Raw genomic sequence first — 15,534 nt, forward strand, 5'->3', positions numbered from 1 at the left:
GGACTGGAAGCCCATGCTTTGGTCGCGGTATACATGTTCAGGCTTGGTGCGTACCGTCAAGGGGCGCGTGGGACCTCAAGAGCAGAAAATGAGGTGATCGCAGTGGTCAAAGGATTGGTGAGCGGCGTGGTCGTGGGGGTTGTCGTCTCGGTCGGGGCGGCGGCGGGGCTTTCTGTGTTTATTGGCGGGCCAACGCCGAGCAACAAGCAACCGCAAACGGCAGCGGTCAGCGTGCCTGCGGGATCGGAATTCAACAAGCCGCGCGAAGACAAGAAGGCGAGCCTGCCTGCGAGTGAGCCGGTGGTGGCAGAGCAGGTTGCGCCCAAGGTGACCGCGCCCAAGCCCGACAGCGTGGCGCCTGTGGCCACGGTTGCCAAGGATCTGGGCGCGCAGCCCGTCGCCGGGCAGGAGCCGGGCGGGATGGCGCAGCCCAAGACCGGCGCAGAGGTGATCAAACCTCCCGCGCCTGTGGTGGCTTCTGCGGCTAAAAAGCCATTGCAAACAACGGGGTCGAGTGCGCCCAAGCCGCCAAGCGGCGAGGCGGCGCTGTCGATTTCAACCGAGCCGGCGCAGCCAGCGCCGCCTGTGGTAGAGGTTCCGAAAACCGCCTTTGAGACGCCTAAGGTTGCGCAAAAGGACGGTGGCACGCAGGCTGGTGGCACGCAGGCAGGTGGTGAGGGCGAAGTTGTGGCTTCGGTGTCGGCCCCCGCACCGAAGGTTCAAAGTGCGGCACCGATGGAGCCGCCTGCGCCGGTCGTAACGCCCGAGGCCAGCAGCGGGAGCGGCGATGTAACGGGGCAGGAGCCGCCGAAGCCTGCGATGAAGCCTGAAGGCAAACCGGCAGCGGGGCAGGTCGCCCAAGCGCCGGTTGCGCCCAAACCCGTGAGCGCGGAGCCGGTGATCCGAGTGGGGCCCCCAGCAGAGCCGAAACCAGTTGTTGACCCTGTGGCTGAGCCGGTGGTTAAGCCTGAGGTTAAGCCCGATGCGGTTGCTGGTGCAGAGCCAGCGGGCGACCCGGTGGCACCTGCGGAGACGTTCAAGAAAACCGTTCGCGAACAGGGCGTTAAGGAACCTGCGCCCAAGGTGGAGATAGCCGAAGGGGGTGCCGCACCGGTGCCGACTCCAGCGGTTGATCCAAAGCCCGGCTCCGACACGCCCAAGGACAAGGTAGCGCGAGCCGTTACCGAGCCGCCCGCCAAGCCGGTCACCGTGCCGCAAGTCAAGAGCCTACCGGCTCCACCAGAACCAGAGCAGCCGCGTCAGGCGCAGGCCGAATCCGCAGCACCCCCACCCGCCATCCGGATTGGAAAACCGGCAGGAAGCTTCAAGACCGTGGGCAGCAAACTCGGCACATCCGGCGGCGCTCTAGGGACCAAGCGGAGCAGTGGTTTGCCAACGATCGGAGCGGGCGCTGCGGCGCCAGACGGCGCCGTCAAAACGAAAGGCGCGCGGCCGATCGAACGCTATGCTGTTAATTTCAAGGCCTTGGAAAACAAGCCTAAAATGGCGATTGTGTTGATCGACGAGGGCACAGGATCGGTTGAGATCGACCAGCTTGCGGCGTTCCCTTATCCGCTGGCGATTGCGGTGGACACGGCGCGCGACGACGCTTTGGATCGCATGGCAATGTTCCGCGCGGCGGGCTTTGAGGTTATGGCCATGGTGGCGCTGCCAGAGGGGGCAACCCCAACCGACGTCGAAGTGGCGATGCCGGTGCTTATGGACAAGGTGCCAGAAGCCGTAGGCGTGATGGAAGCGCCGGGCGAGGGGATCCAGTTTGACCGCAAGGTAAGCGATCAGGTTGCGCAGATCCTTGGCGCAACGGGTCACGGTTTGCTGTTGTATTCCAAGGGGTTGAACACGGCGCAGAAGCTGGCGGCCAAGAATGGCGTGCCGTCGGCGACGATCTTTCGCGACTTTGATGCGGCGGGCCAGAATAGCCGCACGATCCGCCGCTTCCTGAACAACGGCGCGTTGCGCGCCGGCAGCGAGGGCGGCGTTGTGATGGTCGGTCGGATGCGCCCGGAAACCGTGGCGGCGCTGTTGGTTTGGGGCTTGGATGAACGTGCCGGGCAAATCGCGCTCGCGCCGATCAGCGCGCTGTTGCAGGAGCAATAAGCCAAAGTGTTAACGCAGAAATTTGGCGGGTCTGCCGGGGGGTGACCTTCGGCTGACATCCGGCTGACTTACGTGCACCGCTGCGCCGCGGCAAATTTGAACGGAAAATTAAGTTAACGCGGCGTGCGCTGACGATGAGGCACGACTAAGGGCGGTGTCTAAAACGCGCGTGGTTCCGGCTCAAGTCCGGGGCGTAGGGTGGTGTGTGGCGGAAATCGCGCGTGTCTCGCCGGGGGCGAGGCCACTGAGCGACCAGTCGCCGATACGGGTGCGGATCAAACGCAGTGTCGGGTGGCCGACGGCGGCGCTCATCCGGCGGACCTGTCGGTTGCGCCCTTCGGTGATGACAAGCTCAAGCCATGTGTCGGGCACCGATTTGCGCACCCGTATCGGCGGATGGCGTGGCCAGAGCCAATCTGGTTCCGGGACGAGACGCGCCTTGGCCGGGCGGGTTGGCCCGTCCTTGAGGGTGACCCCGATGCGCAGCGCCGAAAGAGCGGCGTCATCCGGGCGACCTTCGACCTGAATCAGATAGGTCTTGGGCTGCTTGAAGCGCGGGCTTGATATCCGCGCTTGCAGCTTGCCGTCATCGGTCAAAAGCAGAAGCCCTTCGCTGTCGCGATCAAGCCGCCCGGCGGGATAGACCGATTTTTCGCTGATGTATTCGGCCAGCGTCGGACGCGGCGGCGTGGATTTGTCGGTGAATTGCGTCAGCACGCCATAGGGTTTGTTAAACAGGATCAGCCGCGCCATCAGCTCTGCCCTCGAACCGCCACGAACGACTGCGCGCCGCGCAATCTCCCTTGTCCAACGCCGGCCGCAAAAAACCAACCCGCCCCCTTCATCTGACCGAAAATATCCCGGGGGGTGCGGGGGGCTGGCCCCCCGCTTTCCTCTGCCTCACGCGCTTGCCCGTGCCGCCATAGGACCACGCCGCAAGTGGCGTGATCCTTGAGCGACCGGTGGCAGAGCGGCGTCATGGGCCAGGCTTCCGTTACTGGAAGTTCGTCAGCACCGCGTTGATCGCGTTCTGATCAAGTTGCAGACCCGCTCGCGTTTGCACGTCATTGACAAAGAACTGGTAAAGATCCTGAGCCTGCCCATTGGCCGTCTGGGCCTTGAGCGCCTGAAGCGCGTTGGCGACTTCGGGGCTGGTCGGGTCAGGCTCGTTAACCGCATCAAGCCGCACGATGATGGCGCCGCCCGGCGTGGCAAAGGTGCGGGCCGTGCCGGGCTCCATCGCAAAGATACCATCGAGGAAGTCGCGCGGCGTCTTGTCGATGAAATCGGTGCGGGTGAGCGCGCTTTCCTGCGTTACCGTCAGGCCAAGCGCCGCCATGTCGGCGTCGGGCGTGATCTTGGGCAGCAGCGCTTCGGCTTGGGCCATCAACAGGCGCGAGGTTTCGGCCACTTTCCAGGCGGCCACCACATCGGCGCGCACAGCGTCAAGCGTTTGCAGTTCCGGTGCGACCACCTCATTCAATCGCAGCGCAAAGATGCCGCCATCTTCAAGCGCGATAAGCTCCGGGAAATCCTCGGCTTTGACCTTGGACGCTTCGGTCTGGAAGGCGGCATAGCCGGCGATGTCATCCGAGCTTTCGCGGGTCCAGTCGATCTGTGCCAGCTTCATATCGGTCTCTTTGGCCACCTCTTCGAGGGTCGCACCCGAGGCGAGCAAATCGTCGATATCGTCGCGCATCTTGTCGATGATACGCGCGGCGCGGTCGCCCACCAGCTCTTCGCGCAGCTGTTCGCGTGCGTCTTCAAAGCTTTGGGTGCGCGCAGCGAGCACGCCGTTCATCCGAAACAGCGCCGGTCCAAGATCCGAGGCAAACGGGCCAACAACAGCCCCCGCTTCGGCGGCAAAGACGCCGTCACCTGCTGCCCCAAGGGCCCTCTTTCACCATATCGCCGAGGTCGATGTCAGTGAGCGCGAGACCGCGGTCCTTGACGATGTCCTCAAAGCTTTTCTCCTTGGCGTCAATCGCGGCTTTGGCGGCTTTGGCTGTGGCCTCATCCGGGAAGACGAGGCGTTCAACAAGGCGGCGCTCGGGCTGATTGAATTCGGTTTTACGCGAATTGTAATTTTCAAGCAGCACATCGTCGCCGATCTTGACCTGATCGAGGATCATGTCGGGCGTGAGCCAGACATAGGTGATGCGTTTGCGTTCCGGCAGGGTGAACTGGGCGGCTTGTTCCTTGTGAAAGGCGGTGAGCTGTTCCTCGGTCGGGGTGGCGAGCGGCTCTTTAAGGTCGGCCTCGCCAAGGCGGGCCCATGTGAAATCGCGGGTTTCAGCAAGGTAGTCGACCAGCGTGTTGGCAACCACCGTGCCTTCGGGCATGCCAGAGAGGATCGCCTGTTGCAGCAGCCCACTGGCGAGATCATCGCGCAGGCCCTGTTCGAATTCCTTCTCGGTCATGTTGGAGCGGTCGAGGTAGAATTCATAAGCGGTGCGATCAAAGCTACCGTCAATGCCGCGAAAGCCCTGAATTTGGGTCAGCGTGTCGGCAAGATTGTCATCGCCTGCCGAAATGCCAAGCCTTGCCGCTTCGTTGTCGAGCGCGGTGGCGGCGATCAGGCGGGCAAGGGCGCGTTGGTCGATCTGAAGCGCGCGGGCGATCTGCATCGAAATCGGCTGACCGAGGCGGGCCTCTTCGGAGCGGATTTCATCCTGCACCGCGCGGGCAAAGGCGTTGGTGGTGATCTCGCGATCCCCAACCGATCCGATCGAGCGCAGGGTGCCGCCGAAGTTGGTGGCGCTAAAGCCGCCAAGGCCAAGGATCAGAAGGCCAAGGAGGATCCAGACGAGTGTTTTCGAGGTGCTGCCGCGTGCCATGAAGCGCCTTTCGCAGTATGATTGGGTCAGGTCGGATGATGTCTATTGCCTGCGCTGCGCAGGGGCAAGCCCCGCGAACGTCAGAGGGCGGGGTTTTCGAGCCGGTCAAACAGCGTGCCAATGCCGGAGCGGTCGATATTGGCAAAGGCAATGCGCAGCTGGCGTTTGCCAGAGGGCGCGCCCGCGGGCTGGAACATGGTGCCAGGCAGGAGCAACACGCCCGCCTCGCGCACCAAACGCGGGGCGAGGTCGTCGGAGCTCATCTCGAACGGGTGTTCGACATAGGCGAAATAGGCCCCGACCCCGAGCAGTTTCCAGCCTTTGGCGGCGAGGCGGGGAAAGCCGTCTTCGATGGCGGCGCGCCGGTCGAGGATTTCGTCACGCTCGCCCGCGAGCCATTGCGAGAGGTTCTGCATCCCCCAAAGTGCCGCGTGCTGGGCCAGTTGGTTGGGGCAGATGGCCACCGTGTCGAGGAATTTTTCGACCTCGGCGAGCGTGTCGGTCGAGGCGGTGACAGCGCCGACGCGGTGGCCGGTCAGGCGGTAAGCTTTGGAAAAGGAGTAAAGCTGGATCAGCGTGTCATCCCATGCCGGATCGGCAAAGAGGTCATGCGGCGCGCCGCTCTCAGAGTGGAAATCGCGGTAGGTTTCGTCCACGAGAAGCTTTAGCCCGTGGGCGCGGGCGAGTTCAAAAACGCGCGCACCAATGTGGCGGGGTATTCAACGCCGCCGGGATTATTGGGGGTGATAAGCACAATCGCGCGGGTCTTGTCGGTGATCAACGCGCGCGCCGTCTCCGGATCGGGGAGGAGCCCCGCGCCGGTGGCCAGCGGAACAGCCGTCACACCGGCCATGTCACAGGCCATCTTGTGGTTGAAATACCACGGGGTCGGCAAAAGGATTTCGTCCCCCTCGGTGGTCAGGGTTTCGAGCACGGCGCAGAACGCCTGATTGCAGCCCGAGGTGATGGCGACCTGATCGGCGCTGATTGCGCCGCCATATGACGCCTGCCATTCCTGCGCCACCTGCGCGCGCAATTCCGGCAGGCCGAGCACCGGACCATAGAGGTGCGCCTCCGGGTTGGTTTTGATCGTATCCGCCATGGCGTCAAGCATGGGCGGGGGCGGCGGTGCGACCGGCGCCGCCTGACTGACGTTGATCAGCGGACGCTCTTGCGTGAAGGTCACGCCATCAAGCCAGCGGCGCGCCTCCATCACGGGCGGAGCAAAGGTGGATTGGGTGCGGGTGGTCATGGGCTACATCCGTTCTGGTGGCGCGGGGCGGGCCTCGGGCAGGCGTATGTCGCGAAAGAGGAAAGGCCGGGCGCGGTTTTCCGGCACGGTAGCCAAGCGCAGCGGGATTGAAAAGGGGCAAGGCCGCGCGCCCGCCCGCGCCTTCATCTGACTGGAAATATCCCGGGGAGTTTGAGGGGCTGGCCCCTCAATCCCACCAGTAGTTTGAGGGGCTGGCCCCTCAATCCCACAGCGGTTTAAAGTGGCTGGCCCGTCGATCAGTCGACGCCGCGGTAGGGTTCGACATATTGCAGCGCCATGTCCCAAGGGAAGAAGATCCATGTGTCCTGCGAGACGCTGGTGATATAGGTATCGGCCTGTTTTTCGCCTTCGGGTTTGGCATAGACACAGGCGAAATGGGCGTTGGGATAGATCGAACGCACCAGTTCGAGGGTCTTGCCGCTGTCCACCAGATCATCGACGACGAGAATGCCGGTGCCGTCGCCCATCATGGCGGCATCGGGGGATTTGATGACTTCGGCGTCGCGGCGCTGATCGGCTTTGCCGCCGCCCGAATGGTAGGATTTGACCGAGATCGTGTCGACCGTTCGGATGTCGAGCTCGCGCGCGACGATCATCGCCGGGGCCATGCCGCCGCGGGTGATGGCGACGACGGCGCGCCATTCGCCGTTGTCGGGCCCGTGGCCATCCAGCCGCCAAGCAAGGGCGCGGGAGTCGCGGTGGATCTGGTCCCAGCTAACGTGGAAGCCTTTTTCGTGGGGCAGTCGGGTGTCGGTCATGGCAGATGTCCTTATCTGTCGAGCAGGAGGCGCAGGCCAAGCGCGCCAAGCACGGCGGCAGCGATGCGGTCGAAAATCGGTTTGAGGCCGAGATAGCGGCGGCGCACCGCGTTTGTCGAGAGCAGAATTGCGAGCACGGGTTGCACCAGTGCCTCGACGGCGAGGTGGTTTGCGAAGATCAGCGATTTCTCGGCCGTGGTGAGCGCGGGCGGAAAGATCACCACCAGCACGGCCCCAGCGAAGAGCACGGCTTTGGGATTAGCGAGGTTGATCAGCAACCCGGAAAAGAAGAAATGGCCATTTGACACAGGCGGGGCCGCGCCGAGCGGTTCGGCGGCGTGACGCCATGTTTGCACGGCGATCCAAAGAAGATAGAGCGCGCCGGCGGTTTTCATCGCGACAAAGGCCCAAGGGAAGAGGGCGAAGAGCGTTTGCAGGCCAAACAGCGCGGCCAACGACCAGAGAGCAGCCATAAGGGCAAGGCCAAGGCCGGCGGCCACCCCTGCGGCGCGGCCATGGGCGAGCGCGGTGCGGGTGATAAACAAAAGCGACGGGCCCGGCATGGCGATAGCGGCCAGCAGTGTGAGGTTGAAGGCAATGAAATGCGTGAGGGTGAGGCTCATGTCCGGTGCTTTCTGGTGCGTTTTTGGGCTTACTGGTGCGCGGGCTTAATCAGGCCGTTGCATGGTGAAAATGCTGAGCAGGCGGGTGGCGGGCAGGTCGGGCGCGTTTTGCAGACGGGTCAGCTGCACGCCCGCGATATGTGTGGGCGAGAGGACGGTGAGCAGGATTTGGTTGCTGATCACGGCCGCTCCGCGCTGTTCCGAGGTTTCGAGCCAGAAGTGGGGGAGCTGCTGCGCCGCGCCACAGGCACCGGGATCGAGCAGGGCGGGCGCGAGATGCTCGGCGAGCATGTCCTGCCCCGTGTTCATGAGCGCTAGGTCCTCGGGAGGGGTGTCGGCGGGTTGCTGGCGGGCAAGCGGCGTTTCGGCGGATTTGACACGCAGGGCGAGGGCGGTGGCGGCCTCGGCAGGTCGGCGCAGGAGGCTGACCGTTTGGCTGTAATCCGAGGGGCGGCTGTTGAGGTGGCGCTCGCCCAGATAGTTGCGCGTGGCCAATGTTTCGAGCCGCCAGTCCCCCGCGAGCATATCGGCGAGCTCTGTGTCGCTGGCGGTGCAGTGGCGGGTTGAGGACGGGGCTGCATGGAGCGCCGTTGGCAGGGCCGCGAGGGTGGGCAGGGCCAGTTGGGCGATCAGCAGCACCGGCGCAAGCAGGCGCGCGGCGGCAGGGCAGGGCGCAGGGGCTGGGCGGGCCGCAGGGCCACGGGCTGCGGGAGTATGCGCAGCAGGAAAGGAGGCCGGGCGACGCGGCGCCCGACCGGACTGTGGCGGAGTGGCGCGATCAGCCTTTTTCGATATCGGGCGCATCGACCGCTTTCATGCCGACGATGTGATAGCCGGCATCGACATGCAAGTTTTCGCCCGTGACGCCGGAGCCGAGATCAGACAGCAGGTAAAGCGCCGAGCCGCCGACATCGTCGATGGTCACATTGCGGCGCAGGGGCGAGTTGTATTCGTTCCACTTCAGGATATAGCGGAAATCGCCAATGCCCGACGCGGCCAGTGTTTTGATCGGGCCAGCCGAGATGGCGTTGACGCGGATGCCGTCTTTGCCGAGGTCTTCGGCCATGTATTTGACCGAAGCCTCCAGCGCTGCCTTGGCCACGCCCATGACGTTGTAATGCGGCATGACCTGTTCGGCGCCGTAATAGGTGAGCGTGAGAGCAGAGCCGCCGGGGCCCATCAGTTTCTCGGCGCGTTGCATCACGGCGGTGAAGGAATAGACCGAGATGTCCATGGTCATCAGGAAGTTATCCTTGGACGTATCGACATAGCGGCCACGCAATTCGTTCTTGTCGGAAAAACCGATGGCGTGAACGATAAAGTCGAGCTTGCCCCATTTGGCTTCGATCTCGCCAAAGGCGGCGTCGATCGAGGCGGGGTCGGAGACATCGCAATCAATCAGCGTATCAACGCCCAGTTGGTCGGCCAGAGGCGCGACGCGTTTTCGGAAGGCATCCCCCATATAGGAGAAGGCCATTTCGGCCCCGGCATCGGCACAGGCCTTGGCGATACCCCATGCGATTGATTTGTCATTGGCGAGGCCCATGATGAGCCCGCGCTTTCCTGCCATAAGAGTGTTCGACATCAGTCCCCCGGTCCGCGCCGTTTGCGACGCAATTATGCTGTTTGATTTCTTTAGGCGATTGAATAGGGTGCATCAAGGGTCGAGGGCGCAGGCCTGTATCGGCAAAGGGGAATTCCCCCCGAAGGTTTCAGGGACTAGAGTGATGGCGGACAGAACCGGTATATTCGCAGGCGACAACCCGTTTGAGATTGCGCGAGGCTGGCTTGAAGAAGCGGTGGGCAGCGAGCCCAATGATCCGAATGCGATCGCGCTGTCCACGGTGGATGCGGACGGCTTGCCCAATGTGCGGATGGTTCTGTTGAAGGACATCGAGGACGACGCCTTTGTGTTTTACACCAACTATGGCAGCGCCAAAGCCCAAGAGATTGACGGGGCAGGCAAGGCGGCCTTTGTCATGCATTGGAAAAGCCTGCGCCGGCAAATCCGGGTGCGCGGCGTGGTGGAGCGCGAAGAGGGCGCGGCGGCGGATGCGTATTTCGCGAGTCGCTCGCTCAAGAGCCGGCTGGGGGCTTGGGCCTCGCAGCAATCGCAGCCTTTGTCGTCGCGTGCGGCCTTGGTGGCGGAAGTTGCCAAAGTGACGGCGGCGCATGGCACGGCGCCGAAGCGGCCAGAGTTCTGGGGGGGCTATCGCATTCGCCCCGTAGAGATAGAATTCTGGGCGGATGGCGCGTTTCGCCTGCATGACCGGTTCCGCTGGCGGCGGGGAAATAGTCAACAAAACTGGGACGTTCAGCGACTCAATCCTTGAATTTCGCGTGACGTGAAAAGCAAGCGTCTGATTAGGAACGGATTTTTGTGCTTGAAACTGGCGGCTTCATTGCGCATGACAGGGTGTGGGGATGGAAATAGTGGACGCTTATATTGGAACAGGATGCGAAGAGCACCCGTGAAGTGTCCGGTCAGGTAAAGTGGTTTGATCCCGTTAAGGGGTTCGGGTTTGTAGTCACCGAAGACGGTGGACCGGATATATTGTTGCACGCTAACGTGTTACGCAACTTTGGGCAGAGCTCGGTTGCGGATTGCGCGCGTATCAGCATCACAGTGCAAGAGACAGATCGCGGTGTTCAAGCCGTGGAAGTATTGAAGATCGAGCCGCCCGAAGGTGTGGGGGCCGCGCCATTAGCGGATTTCGCGGACATTGATCCCGAATTGATCCGCTCGGCGCCGCTGGAACCCGCGCGGGTGAAGTGGTTCGACAAGGGCAAGGGCTTTGGCTTTGCCAATATCTTTGGTCGTTCGGAAGATGTGTTTGTGCATATCGAGGTTCTGCGCCGCTCTGGCCTGGCCGATTTGCAACCCGGAGAGGCGTTGGCCATTCGGGTGATTGATGGCAAGCGCGGGCGGATGGCGACGGAAGTTTGTGCATGGGAAGTCGCGACCGATCTGGAGGACTGCTGATTTGACGCAGGTCGGATTGCAGGGGCCTTTATTAGTATTGGTATCGGTATGGGTCCGGTTGCAATTCGGAGCCGCGTTGCGGGTTGTGCTGGCGGGGCTGCTGATGGTTGCGCTGTTTGCGGGCAGCGCTTTTGCCAATGACTGCCGCGACGATACGGTGTTCTTGCGAGGCGACTGGGGCAGTTCGCGCTTTACGGTCGACGTGGTTGATACGGTGCGCAGCCGGGCACGCGGGTTGATGTTTGTTGAGGAGATGCCGCGCAGCAGCGGCATGCTTTTTGTCTATCCCAGGCCGAGTGCCGTGTCGTTCTGGATGAAAAACACGCTGATCCCGTTGGATATGATCTTTGTGGACCCGCGCGGCGTGGTGCAAAAGGTGCATCACAACGCTGTTCCCGGTGATTTGACGCGGATACCCGGCGGGCGCGGTATTCTGGTGGTCTTGGAGATCAACGGTGGGCTGGCGCGTGATATGGGGATCAGCAAAGGCAGCGTGATGCGGCATCCGGCGTTTGGCAAGGATGCGGTTTGGGCATGCGGGTGAGGCTCGGGGTGTCGCTCGTTTGGCTCGGCTAATGATTTGCTGGTGCGGTGGTGGGTGTTTTGCCCGATCCGCAGGTGAAGATGGCGGGCAGCCCCTCGAGCCACAGTTAAAGATGGGGAATCAGCCCCCCAAGCCACAGTTATAATTGGGGGGCCATCCCCCCAAACCACTGTATAAATTGGGGGGCCAGCCCCCAAACCCCCGGGATACTTTCAGTCAGATGAAGACATGGGCGGCGCTTGGGTCATGGCCAGGGCAGCGCCGTGCAGGGGGGCGGTGTCGTCGGTGATTTGGTGCAGCGGGATGCCGGTCAGCAGGTCAGTGTAGGGGCCGCGATTGGCGTAATGGGTTTGAAAATGCGGGCTGTCGAGGTGGGCAAAGAGGGCGCGGCCAACCGATCCGGCGAGGGCGATGCCGCCAAGTGGCAGGTGGGTCAGAGCCAGAGAGCCAAGATGGGCACCAAGAACGCGCAAGGCCAGCGCCAGCGTGTCGGCTGTGCCGGGGTGGATTGAGCGGGCTGGGGTATTGGGCGCGGTCGGGGTGGTGATTGCTTCGGCGGCGATGTGCGTGCCGGTGAGGGCGAAGTGGGCGCGAGACAGGCCGGGGCCGGAGAGAATGGATTCGATCACCGGGGTGCCGTGCATGTCACCCACGTGGCGCAGCACGGCGGCGTCTGCCCCGGTGGTCAGGGGGAGGGTGGAATAGCCGCTTTCGCCCGGAGGAACGAAGACGCCATTGGCGCATGGGTGAGCCACGGCGCAATTCATCCCGGTGCCGATGGCAAGGACGAGGCGGGTCTGGGTCAGCGGGCTGCCCATGATTGCGGGCAGGGCGAGGGCGTGGCCCATGGCCTGAAGATCGTTGAGCAGCAAAACGCGGGCTGTGCCGGTGATCTGTGCGATGTCGCGGGCCGAGATGTGCCAGCTGTGATTGGTGAGCTGCACGGTCCCGTCCCGGACCGGCCCGGCGGCGGCGATGCAGACAGCGGCGGGGCGCGCATTTGTGGTCTTCAGGTAAGCGGCGAGGCGGTCTGTGAAGGTGGCGTGTTGCGCGTTTTCAGACCGTGAGATGCTGTCGTGGAGCAAGCGCGTGCCATCGGCGAGGGCGAGGCGATTATGGGTGCCGCCAACGTCGGCCACGAGGGTGAGGTTTTTGTGCATGGAGGCGAGCCTAGCGCAGGTTTGGCCAACAAAGAAACCCCGCCGATAAGGGCGGGGTTTCGGGGGAGCCTGTGGTCTATGGCTGAGGCGTGCTCAGGCGCGACGGCGGCGGCCGCCGGTGCGCCCGGCGCGACCGCGCCCTTCGTGACCGGCCTTGGGCGCGACTTTGTTAAAGGCGATCCACGCGGCGCCGCCTTCGTCATTGTTGGTGAGGAAGTTGGCGGCGCGGATGGCCTCCATCTCTTTGCCGGGGCGCGGTTTGGTCGAGCCGAGGCCGAACATCTGACAGATGGTTTCGTCATCCATATCGGCAGGCAGGATGATCCCGGCGGCTTCGATTTCGGCGCGTTTTTCGGCCAGCTTTTTGGGGCCAACCGGAAGGGCAACGGGGTTCATGATCGCCGAGGTCATGCCAGCGCCCATCGCCATCGGCAGGAAGGCGTTGTTGATGCCGTGGCGGTTGGGCAGGCCGAAGGAGACGTTCGACGCACCGCAGGTGGTGTTGACGCCCAGTTCTTCGCGCAGACGCCGCACGAGGGTGAAGACCTGTAGGCCCGCAGTGCCCATCGCGCCGATCGGCATAACCAGCGGGTCAACCACGATGTCATGCGCCGGGATGCCGAAATCGGCGGCGCGTTCGACGATCTTTTTGGCGACGGCAAAGCGCACGTCGGGGTCTTCGGAAATGCCGGTGTCATCGTTGGAGATGGCCACGACCGGGACGTTGTATTTCTTGACCAGTGGCAGGACGAGTTCGAGGCGTTCTTCCTCTCCTGTGACGGAGTTCAGCAGGGGGCGGCCTTCGGCGGCGGCGAGGCCATTTTCGAGCGCGCCGGGAACCGAGCTGTCGATGCAGAGCGGGCTGTCGGTGACGGCCTGCACGATTTCGACGAGCTGTTTCATCAAAGTCGGTTCGACAAAGTTGTTATCGGCGTAACGCGGGTCTTCGGCCATTTTGTTGGAGAACACCGCGCCGGAGTTGATGTCGAGAATGGTGGCGCCGGCGGCGACCTGTGCCAATGCGTCGGCCTCAACCCGCGAGAAATCACCGCGCTCAAGCTCTTCGTTGAGGATTTTGCGGCCGGTGGGGTTGATCCGCTCTCCGATCACGCAGAAGGGCTGATCGAAGCCGATGATCGCGGTTTTCGTTTTCGATTCAACGATGGTGCGGGTCATGAAGGATCCTTTTTGAGTGAAAGCAAGAGGGTTGGCCGCGCTCCGAAGTGGCGCGCGGTGGGAAAGACGGGCGGTGTGTCGGGGTCAGCCGATGCGTTGGCAGCGGGTGTCCACGGTTTGCCCGGTTTGCGGGTTTTGCCAAGTGTTCCAGAGATGGTTGGGATCGCCCATATAGCGCGCAAAGACCGAGAAGGTGGCGTGATCCTTGGCCGGGTAGACCTGAATCCGGGTGAACAGCCCCTGACCGTCGTCGGCGGGGCCCCAAGTCCAGCTGGCCTGACCTGTGATGTCGTAGACTTTGTTGGTCTGCACATAGATCAGAGACCCTTGGGTTGTGACATTGCCGGGTTGGGCATTGAGCAGCAGGTCGATCGAGACAATCGGTGAGTTGACGATGCAGCGCCACTGCCCGGCGGGTTGAAAGCCGTTGAGATTGGTGCCGCCGGGTTGTTGCGGTTGAAGAGCTATGCCGCCCTGTGTTCCCCCCTGTGTGCCGGGAAGCGGCGGTGGCAGGGCTTGCTGGGCAGTGGCCGCTGTGGTCAGGGTAAAGCAGGCGAGACATGCAAAAACGTGTTTGGAAAAAGCCATGGGTGTCCCCGTAAATATCAAGAAATACAGGGACAGGATAAGCCGAAACGGACATTTTGCAAAGCCTGCCGGGGGTCACGATTGCGACGCCGACGTGCCAGCAGAGGTTCCAGCCGGTGTGCCGGAGGTGCCGCCGTTGTCCTGCGCCCATTTGGCATTGGTCTTGATCCCGCCGAGCGGAAAGAAGTGGACCTGCTCGATATTGCTGTCCGGGTTGGCGGCTTTGTGGGCGGCCAGTTCGCTCAGCACTTCGGTCGGCTCAAACGGCAGGAGCAGCTTGGTCACATCCTTGGCGCGGCGTTGAAGGACGCGCAAGGAGGGGCCGACGCCGCAGGCAATGGCGAATTTGATCATGGTTTGCAGCTTCGCCGGACCGGCGATGCCGATGTGGATCGGCAGGGTGATGCCCGCGTCACGCAGCGCATCTGCCCATGCGATGATTGGCGCGGATTCAAAGGCGAATTGCGTGGCGAGGGCCATGTCCGCGTCAGTGCGTTCAGAAAATTTCTGTTTCCATTGAAGGGCGTCTTCGACGTTTTTCATGCCGCCGTCGGGGTCGATGTCGCGGTTGCCTTCGGGGTGGCCGGCGACATGCAGGCGGGTAAAGCCGGCCTTGTCAAAGAGGCCGGTTTCCATGAGCTGCATCGAGCTGTGAAAGTCGCCAACAGGCGCATCGACGCCACCGGCCAGCAAGAGCGCCTGTGTGACACCGGCTTCGCCCCGATACATGGCGATCCAGTTTTCCAAGGTGGCGGCATCAGCGATGATGCGGGCCGGGAAATGCGGCATCACGTCATAGCCTTCACGCGCCAGACGGGCGGCGGTGGCGACCATATCGTCAATCGGCGTGCCGTCGATATGGGCGATATAGACGCGGGTGCCTGCGGGCAGATGCTCGCGGAAATCCTCGACCTTGAGGGCGGTGCGGGGCATGACCTCGATCGAGTAGCCCTTGAGGAACGCCTCAAGCTCGGGGTTGAGGGGGCGTGCCGGGGCTTTCTTTCCGACGGAAGTTCAACAAGGTCATCACACTCTCCCAAACGCGCATGGGGGCTTTAGGCCCAACCATCATTGGCGATCAGGGCTTTTATCTTTTCCTGATCAAATTCAGCATCGAGACGGGCCGCTTCGCGGCTTGCGATCTCGTCTGGCTCTCCTTGGACGGAATAGGGCGGAGCTTTGCGCCATTCAGCGAGGTAAGCATCGGTGTCTTGAGCGCCGACTTTCATGGCGGCGCGGTCGATGGCTTGCTCGAAGCGTTCGGGCAGCGGCATTTTCGACCCGCGACGTCCTTTGCCCACGATGACCTGGGCCGGGATGTCGCGCCAGTAAACGATGGTTACGTCTGGCATGGCGTGGTGATTCCTTCCTGTTCCTCTTATCCCTCATACTTGAGCGTATCAGGGTTCAAGGTGCGTTTTTCGACTTCGCAAAGACGCAATGCGACCTTGCGTGACGCAGGATAGGGGGGAAG

15 protein-coding genes and 2 pseudogenes are annotated in these 15,534 nt (G+C 62.7%); 4 read left to right on the plus strand and 13 right to left on the minus strand.

Going from position 1 to position 15,534, the window contains the following annotated elements:
- Nucleotides 1–93 precede the first annotated feature (93 nt).
- Nucleotides 94–2,118, plus strand: coding sequence for a divergent polysaccharide deacetylase family protein (locus N4R57_08835; protein ID UYV39092.1), 2,025 nt, complete (start codon nt 94–96; stop codon nt 2,116–2,118).
- Nucleotides 2,119–2,298: 180 nt separating this feature from the next.
- Here the strand turns inward: N4R57_08835 and N4R57_08840 are convergent, their stop codons facing one another.
- The 8 genes and pseudogenes from N4R57_08840 to fabI form a co-directional block, all read right to left on the minus strand.
- Complete coding sequence (locus tag N4R57_08840) at nt 2,299–2,871, minus strand: pseudouridine synthase (GenBank protein UYV39093.1); 573 nt, start codon at nt 2,869–2,871, stop codon at nt 2,299–2,301.
- Nucleotides 2,872–3,112: 241 nt separating this feature from the next.
- Entirely contained in the window at nt 3,113–3,919 is an 807-nt protein-coding gene (locus N4R57_08845; protein ID UYV39094.1) for a hypothetical protein, read from the minus strand.
- Between the two features lie 73 nt (nt 3,920–3,992).
- Nucleotides 3,993–4,955 (minus strand): SurA N-terminal domain-containing protein, encoded by a 963-nt coding sequence (locus N4R57_08850; GenBank protein UYV39095.1) that lies wholly within the window; start codon nt 4,953–4,955, stop codon nt 3,993–3,995.
- A gap of 80 nt (nt 4,956–5,035) precedes the next feature.
- Nucleotides 5,036–6,207, minus strand: a pseudogene (locus tag N4R57_08855) (aminotransferase).
- 257 nt (nt 6,208–6,464) lie between these two features.
- Entirely contained in the window at nt 6,465–6,986 is a 522-nt protein-coding gene (gene gpt / locus N4R57_08860; GenBank protein UYV39096.1) for a xanthine phosphoribosyltransferase, read from the minus strand.
- Nucleotides 6,987–6,997: 11 nt separating this feature from the next.
- Complete coding sequence (locus N4R57_08865) at nt 6,998–7,609, minus strand: LysE family transporter (GenBank protein ID UYV39097.1); 612 nt, start codon at nt 7,607–7,609, stop codon at nt 6,998–7,000.
- A 45-nt stretch (nt 7,610–7,654) separates the two neighbouring features.
- Nucleotides 7,655–8,413 (minus strand): hypothetical protein, encoded by a 759-nt coding sequence (locus N4R57_08870; protein ID UYV39098.1) that lies wholly within the window; start codon nt 8,411–8,413, stop codon nt 7,655–7,657.
- Nucleotides 8,388–9,194 carry an enoyl-ACP reductase FabI gene (fabI, locus tag N4R57_08875; protein ID UYV39099.1) on the minus strand — a complete coding sequence of 269 codons (807 nt, stop codon included), beginning with the start codon at nt 9,192–9,194 and terminating at the stop codon, nt 8,388–8,390. The genes N4R57_08870 and fabI overlap by 26 nt, the downstream gene beginning before the upstream one ends.
- A gap of 142 nt (nt 9,195–9,336) precedes the next feature.
- Between fabI and pdxH the strand changes: the two genes are divergently transcribed.
- From pdxH to N4R57_08890, 3 genes are all read left to right on the plus strand, one after another.
- Nucleotides 9,337–9,942 (plus strand): pyridoxamine 5'-phosphate oxidase, encoded by a 606-nt coding sequence (gene pdxH, locus N4R57_08880; protein UYV39100.1) that lies wholly within the window; start codon nt 9,337–9,339, stop codon nt 9,940–9,942.
- Between the two features lie 113 nt (nt 9,943–10,055).
- On the plus strand, nt 10,056–10,592 hold the full coding sequence (locus N4R57_08885; GenBank protein ID UYV39101.1) for a cold shock domain-containing protein: 537 nt from the start codon (nt 10,056–10,058) through the stop codon (nt 10,590–10,592).
- Nucleotides 10,593–10,695: 103 nt separating this feature from the next.
- Complete coding sequence (locus N4R57_08890; GenBank protein ID UYV39542.1) at nt 10,696–11,136, plus strand: DUF192 domain-containing protein; 441 nt, start codon at nt 10,696–10,698, stop codon at nt 11,134–11,136.
- A 212-nt stretch (nt 11,137–11,348) separates the two neighbouring features.
- On the opposite strand, the gene N4R57_08895 is transcribed toward N4R57_08890, so the two are convergent.
- From N4R57_08895 to N4R57_08915, 5 genes and pseudogenes are all read right to left on the minus strand, one after another.
- Nucleotides 11,349–12,296 carry a glucokinase gene (locus N4R57_08895; GenBank protein UYV39102.1) on the minus strand — a complete coding sequence of 316 codons (948 nt, stop codon included), beginning with the start codon at nt 12,294–12,296 and terminating at the stop codon, nt 11,349–11,351.
- Between the two features lie 93 nt (nt 12,297–12,389).
- Nucleotides 12,390–13,472: a methyltetrahydrofolate cobalamin methyltransferase gene (locus N4R57_08900; GenBank protein ID UYV39103.1), complete on the minus strand. Its 1,083-nt coding sequence runs from the start codon at nt 13,470–13,472 to the stop codon at nt 12,390–12,392.
- An 84-nt stretch (nt 13,473–13,556) separates the two neighbouring features.
- Nucleotides 13,557–14,060: a hypothetical protein gene (locus tag N4R57_08905; GenBank protein UYV39104.1), complete on the minus strand. Its 504-nt coding sequence runs from the start codon at nt 14,058–14,060 to the stop codon at nt 13,557–13,559.
- Nucleotides 14,061–14,135: 75 nt separating this feature from the next.
- Nucleotides 14,136–15,087 (minus strand): annotated as a pseudogene (locus N4R57_08910) (methylenetetrahydrofolate reductase).
- A 28-nt stretch (nt 15,088–15,115) separates the two neighbouring features.
- Nucleotides 15,116–15,412: a virulence factor gene (locus N4R57_08915; GenBank protein ID UYV39105.1), complete on the minus strand. Its 297-nt coding sequence runs from the start codon at nt 15,410–15,412 to the stop codon at nt 15,116–15,118.
- Between the last annotated feature and the right edge of the window lie 122 nt (nt 15,413–15,534).

Source organism: Rhodobacteraceae bacterium D3-12 (assembly GCA_025916135.1).
GTDB lineage: Bacteria > Pseudomonadota > Alphaproteobacteria > Rhodobacterales > Rhodobacteraceae > JAKGBX01.

Excerpts from the sequence above, each read along its gene's own strand:
- N4R57_08840 (UYV39093.1), bottom strand. The coding sequence starts at position 2,871 with ATGGCGCGGCTGATCCTGTTTAACAAACCCTATGGCGTGCTGACGCAA.
- N4R57_08845 (UYV39094.1), bottom strand. The coding sequence starts at position 3,919 with ATGAACGGCGTGCTCGCTGCGCGCACCCAAAGCTTTGAAGACGCACGC.
- N4R57_08850 (UYV39095.1), bottom strand. The coding sequence starts at position 4,955 with ATGGCACGCGGCAGCACCTCGAAAACACTCGTCTGGATCCTCCTTGGC.
- gpt (UYV39096.1), bottom strand. The coding sequence starts at position 6,986 with ATGACCGACACCCGACTGCCCCACGAAAAAGGCTTCCACGTTAGCTGG.
- N4R57_08865 (UYV39097.1), bottom strand. The coding sequence starts at position 7,609 with ATGAGCCTCACCCTCACGCATTTCATTGCCTTCAACCTCACACTGCTG.
- N4R57_08870 (UYV39098.1), bottom strand. The coding sequence starts at position 8,413 with ATGCGCCCGATATCGAAAAAGGCTGATCGCGCCACTCCGCCACAGTCC.
- fabI (UYV39099.1), bottom strand. The coding sequence starts at position 9,194 with ATGTCGAACACTCTTATGGCAGGAAAGCGCGGGCTCATCATGGGCCTC.
- pdxH (UYV39100.1), top strand. The coding sequence starts at position 9,337 with ATGGCGGACAGAACCGGTATATTCGCAGGCGACAACCCGTTTGAGATT.
- N4R57_08890 (UYV39542.1), top strand. The coding sequence starts at position 10,696 with ATGGTTGCGCTGTTTGCGGGCAGCGCTTTTGCCAATGACTGCCGCGAC.
- N4R57_08895 (UYV39102.1), bottom strand. The coding sequence starts at position 12,296 with ATGCACAAAAACCTCACCCTCGTGGCCGACGTTGGCGGCACCCATAAT.
- N4R57_08900 (UYV39103.1), bottom strand. The coding sequence starts at position 13,472 with ATGACCCGCACCATCGTTGAATCGAAAACGAAAACCGCGATCATCGGC.
- N4R57_08905 (UYV39104.1), bottom strand. The coding sequence starts at position 14,060 with ATGGCTTTTTCCAAACACGTTTTTGCATGTCTCGCCTGCTTTACCCTG.
- N4R57_08915 (UYV39105.1), bottom strand. The coding sequence starts at position 15,412 with ATGCCAGACGTAACCATCGTTTACTGGCGCGACATCCCGGCCCAGGTC.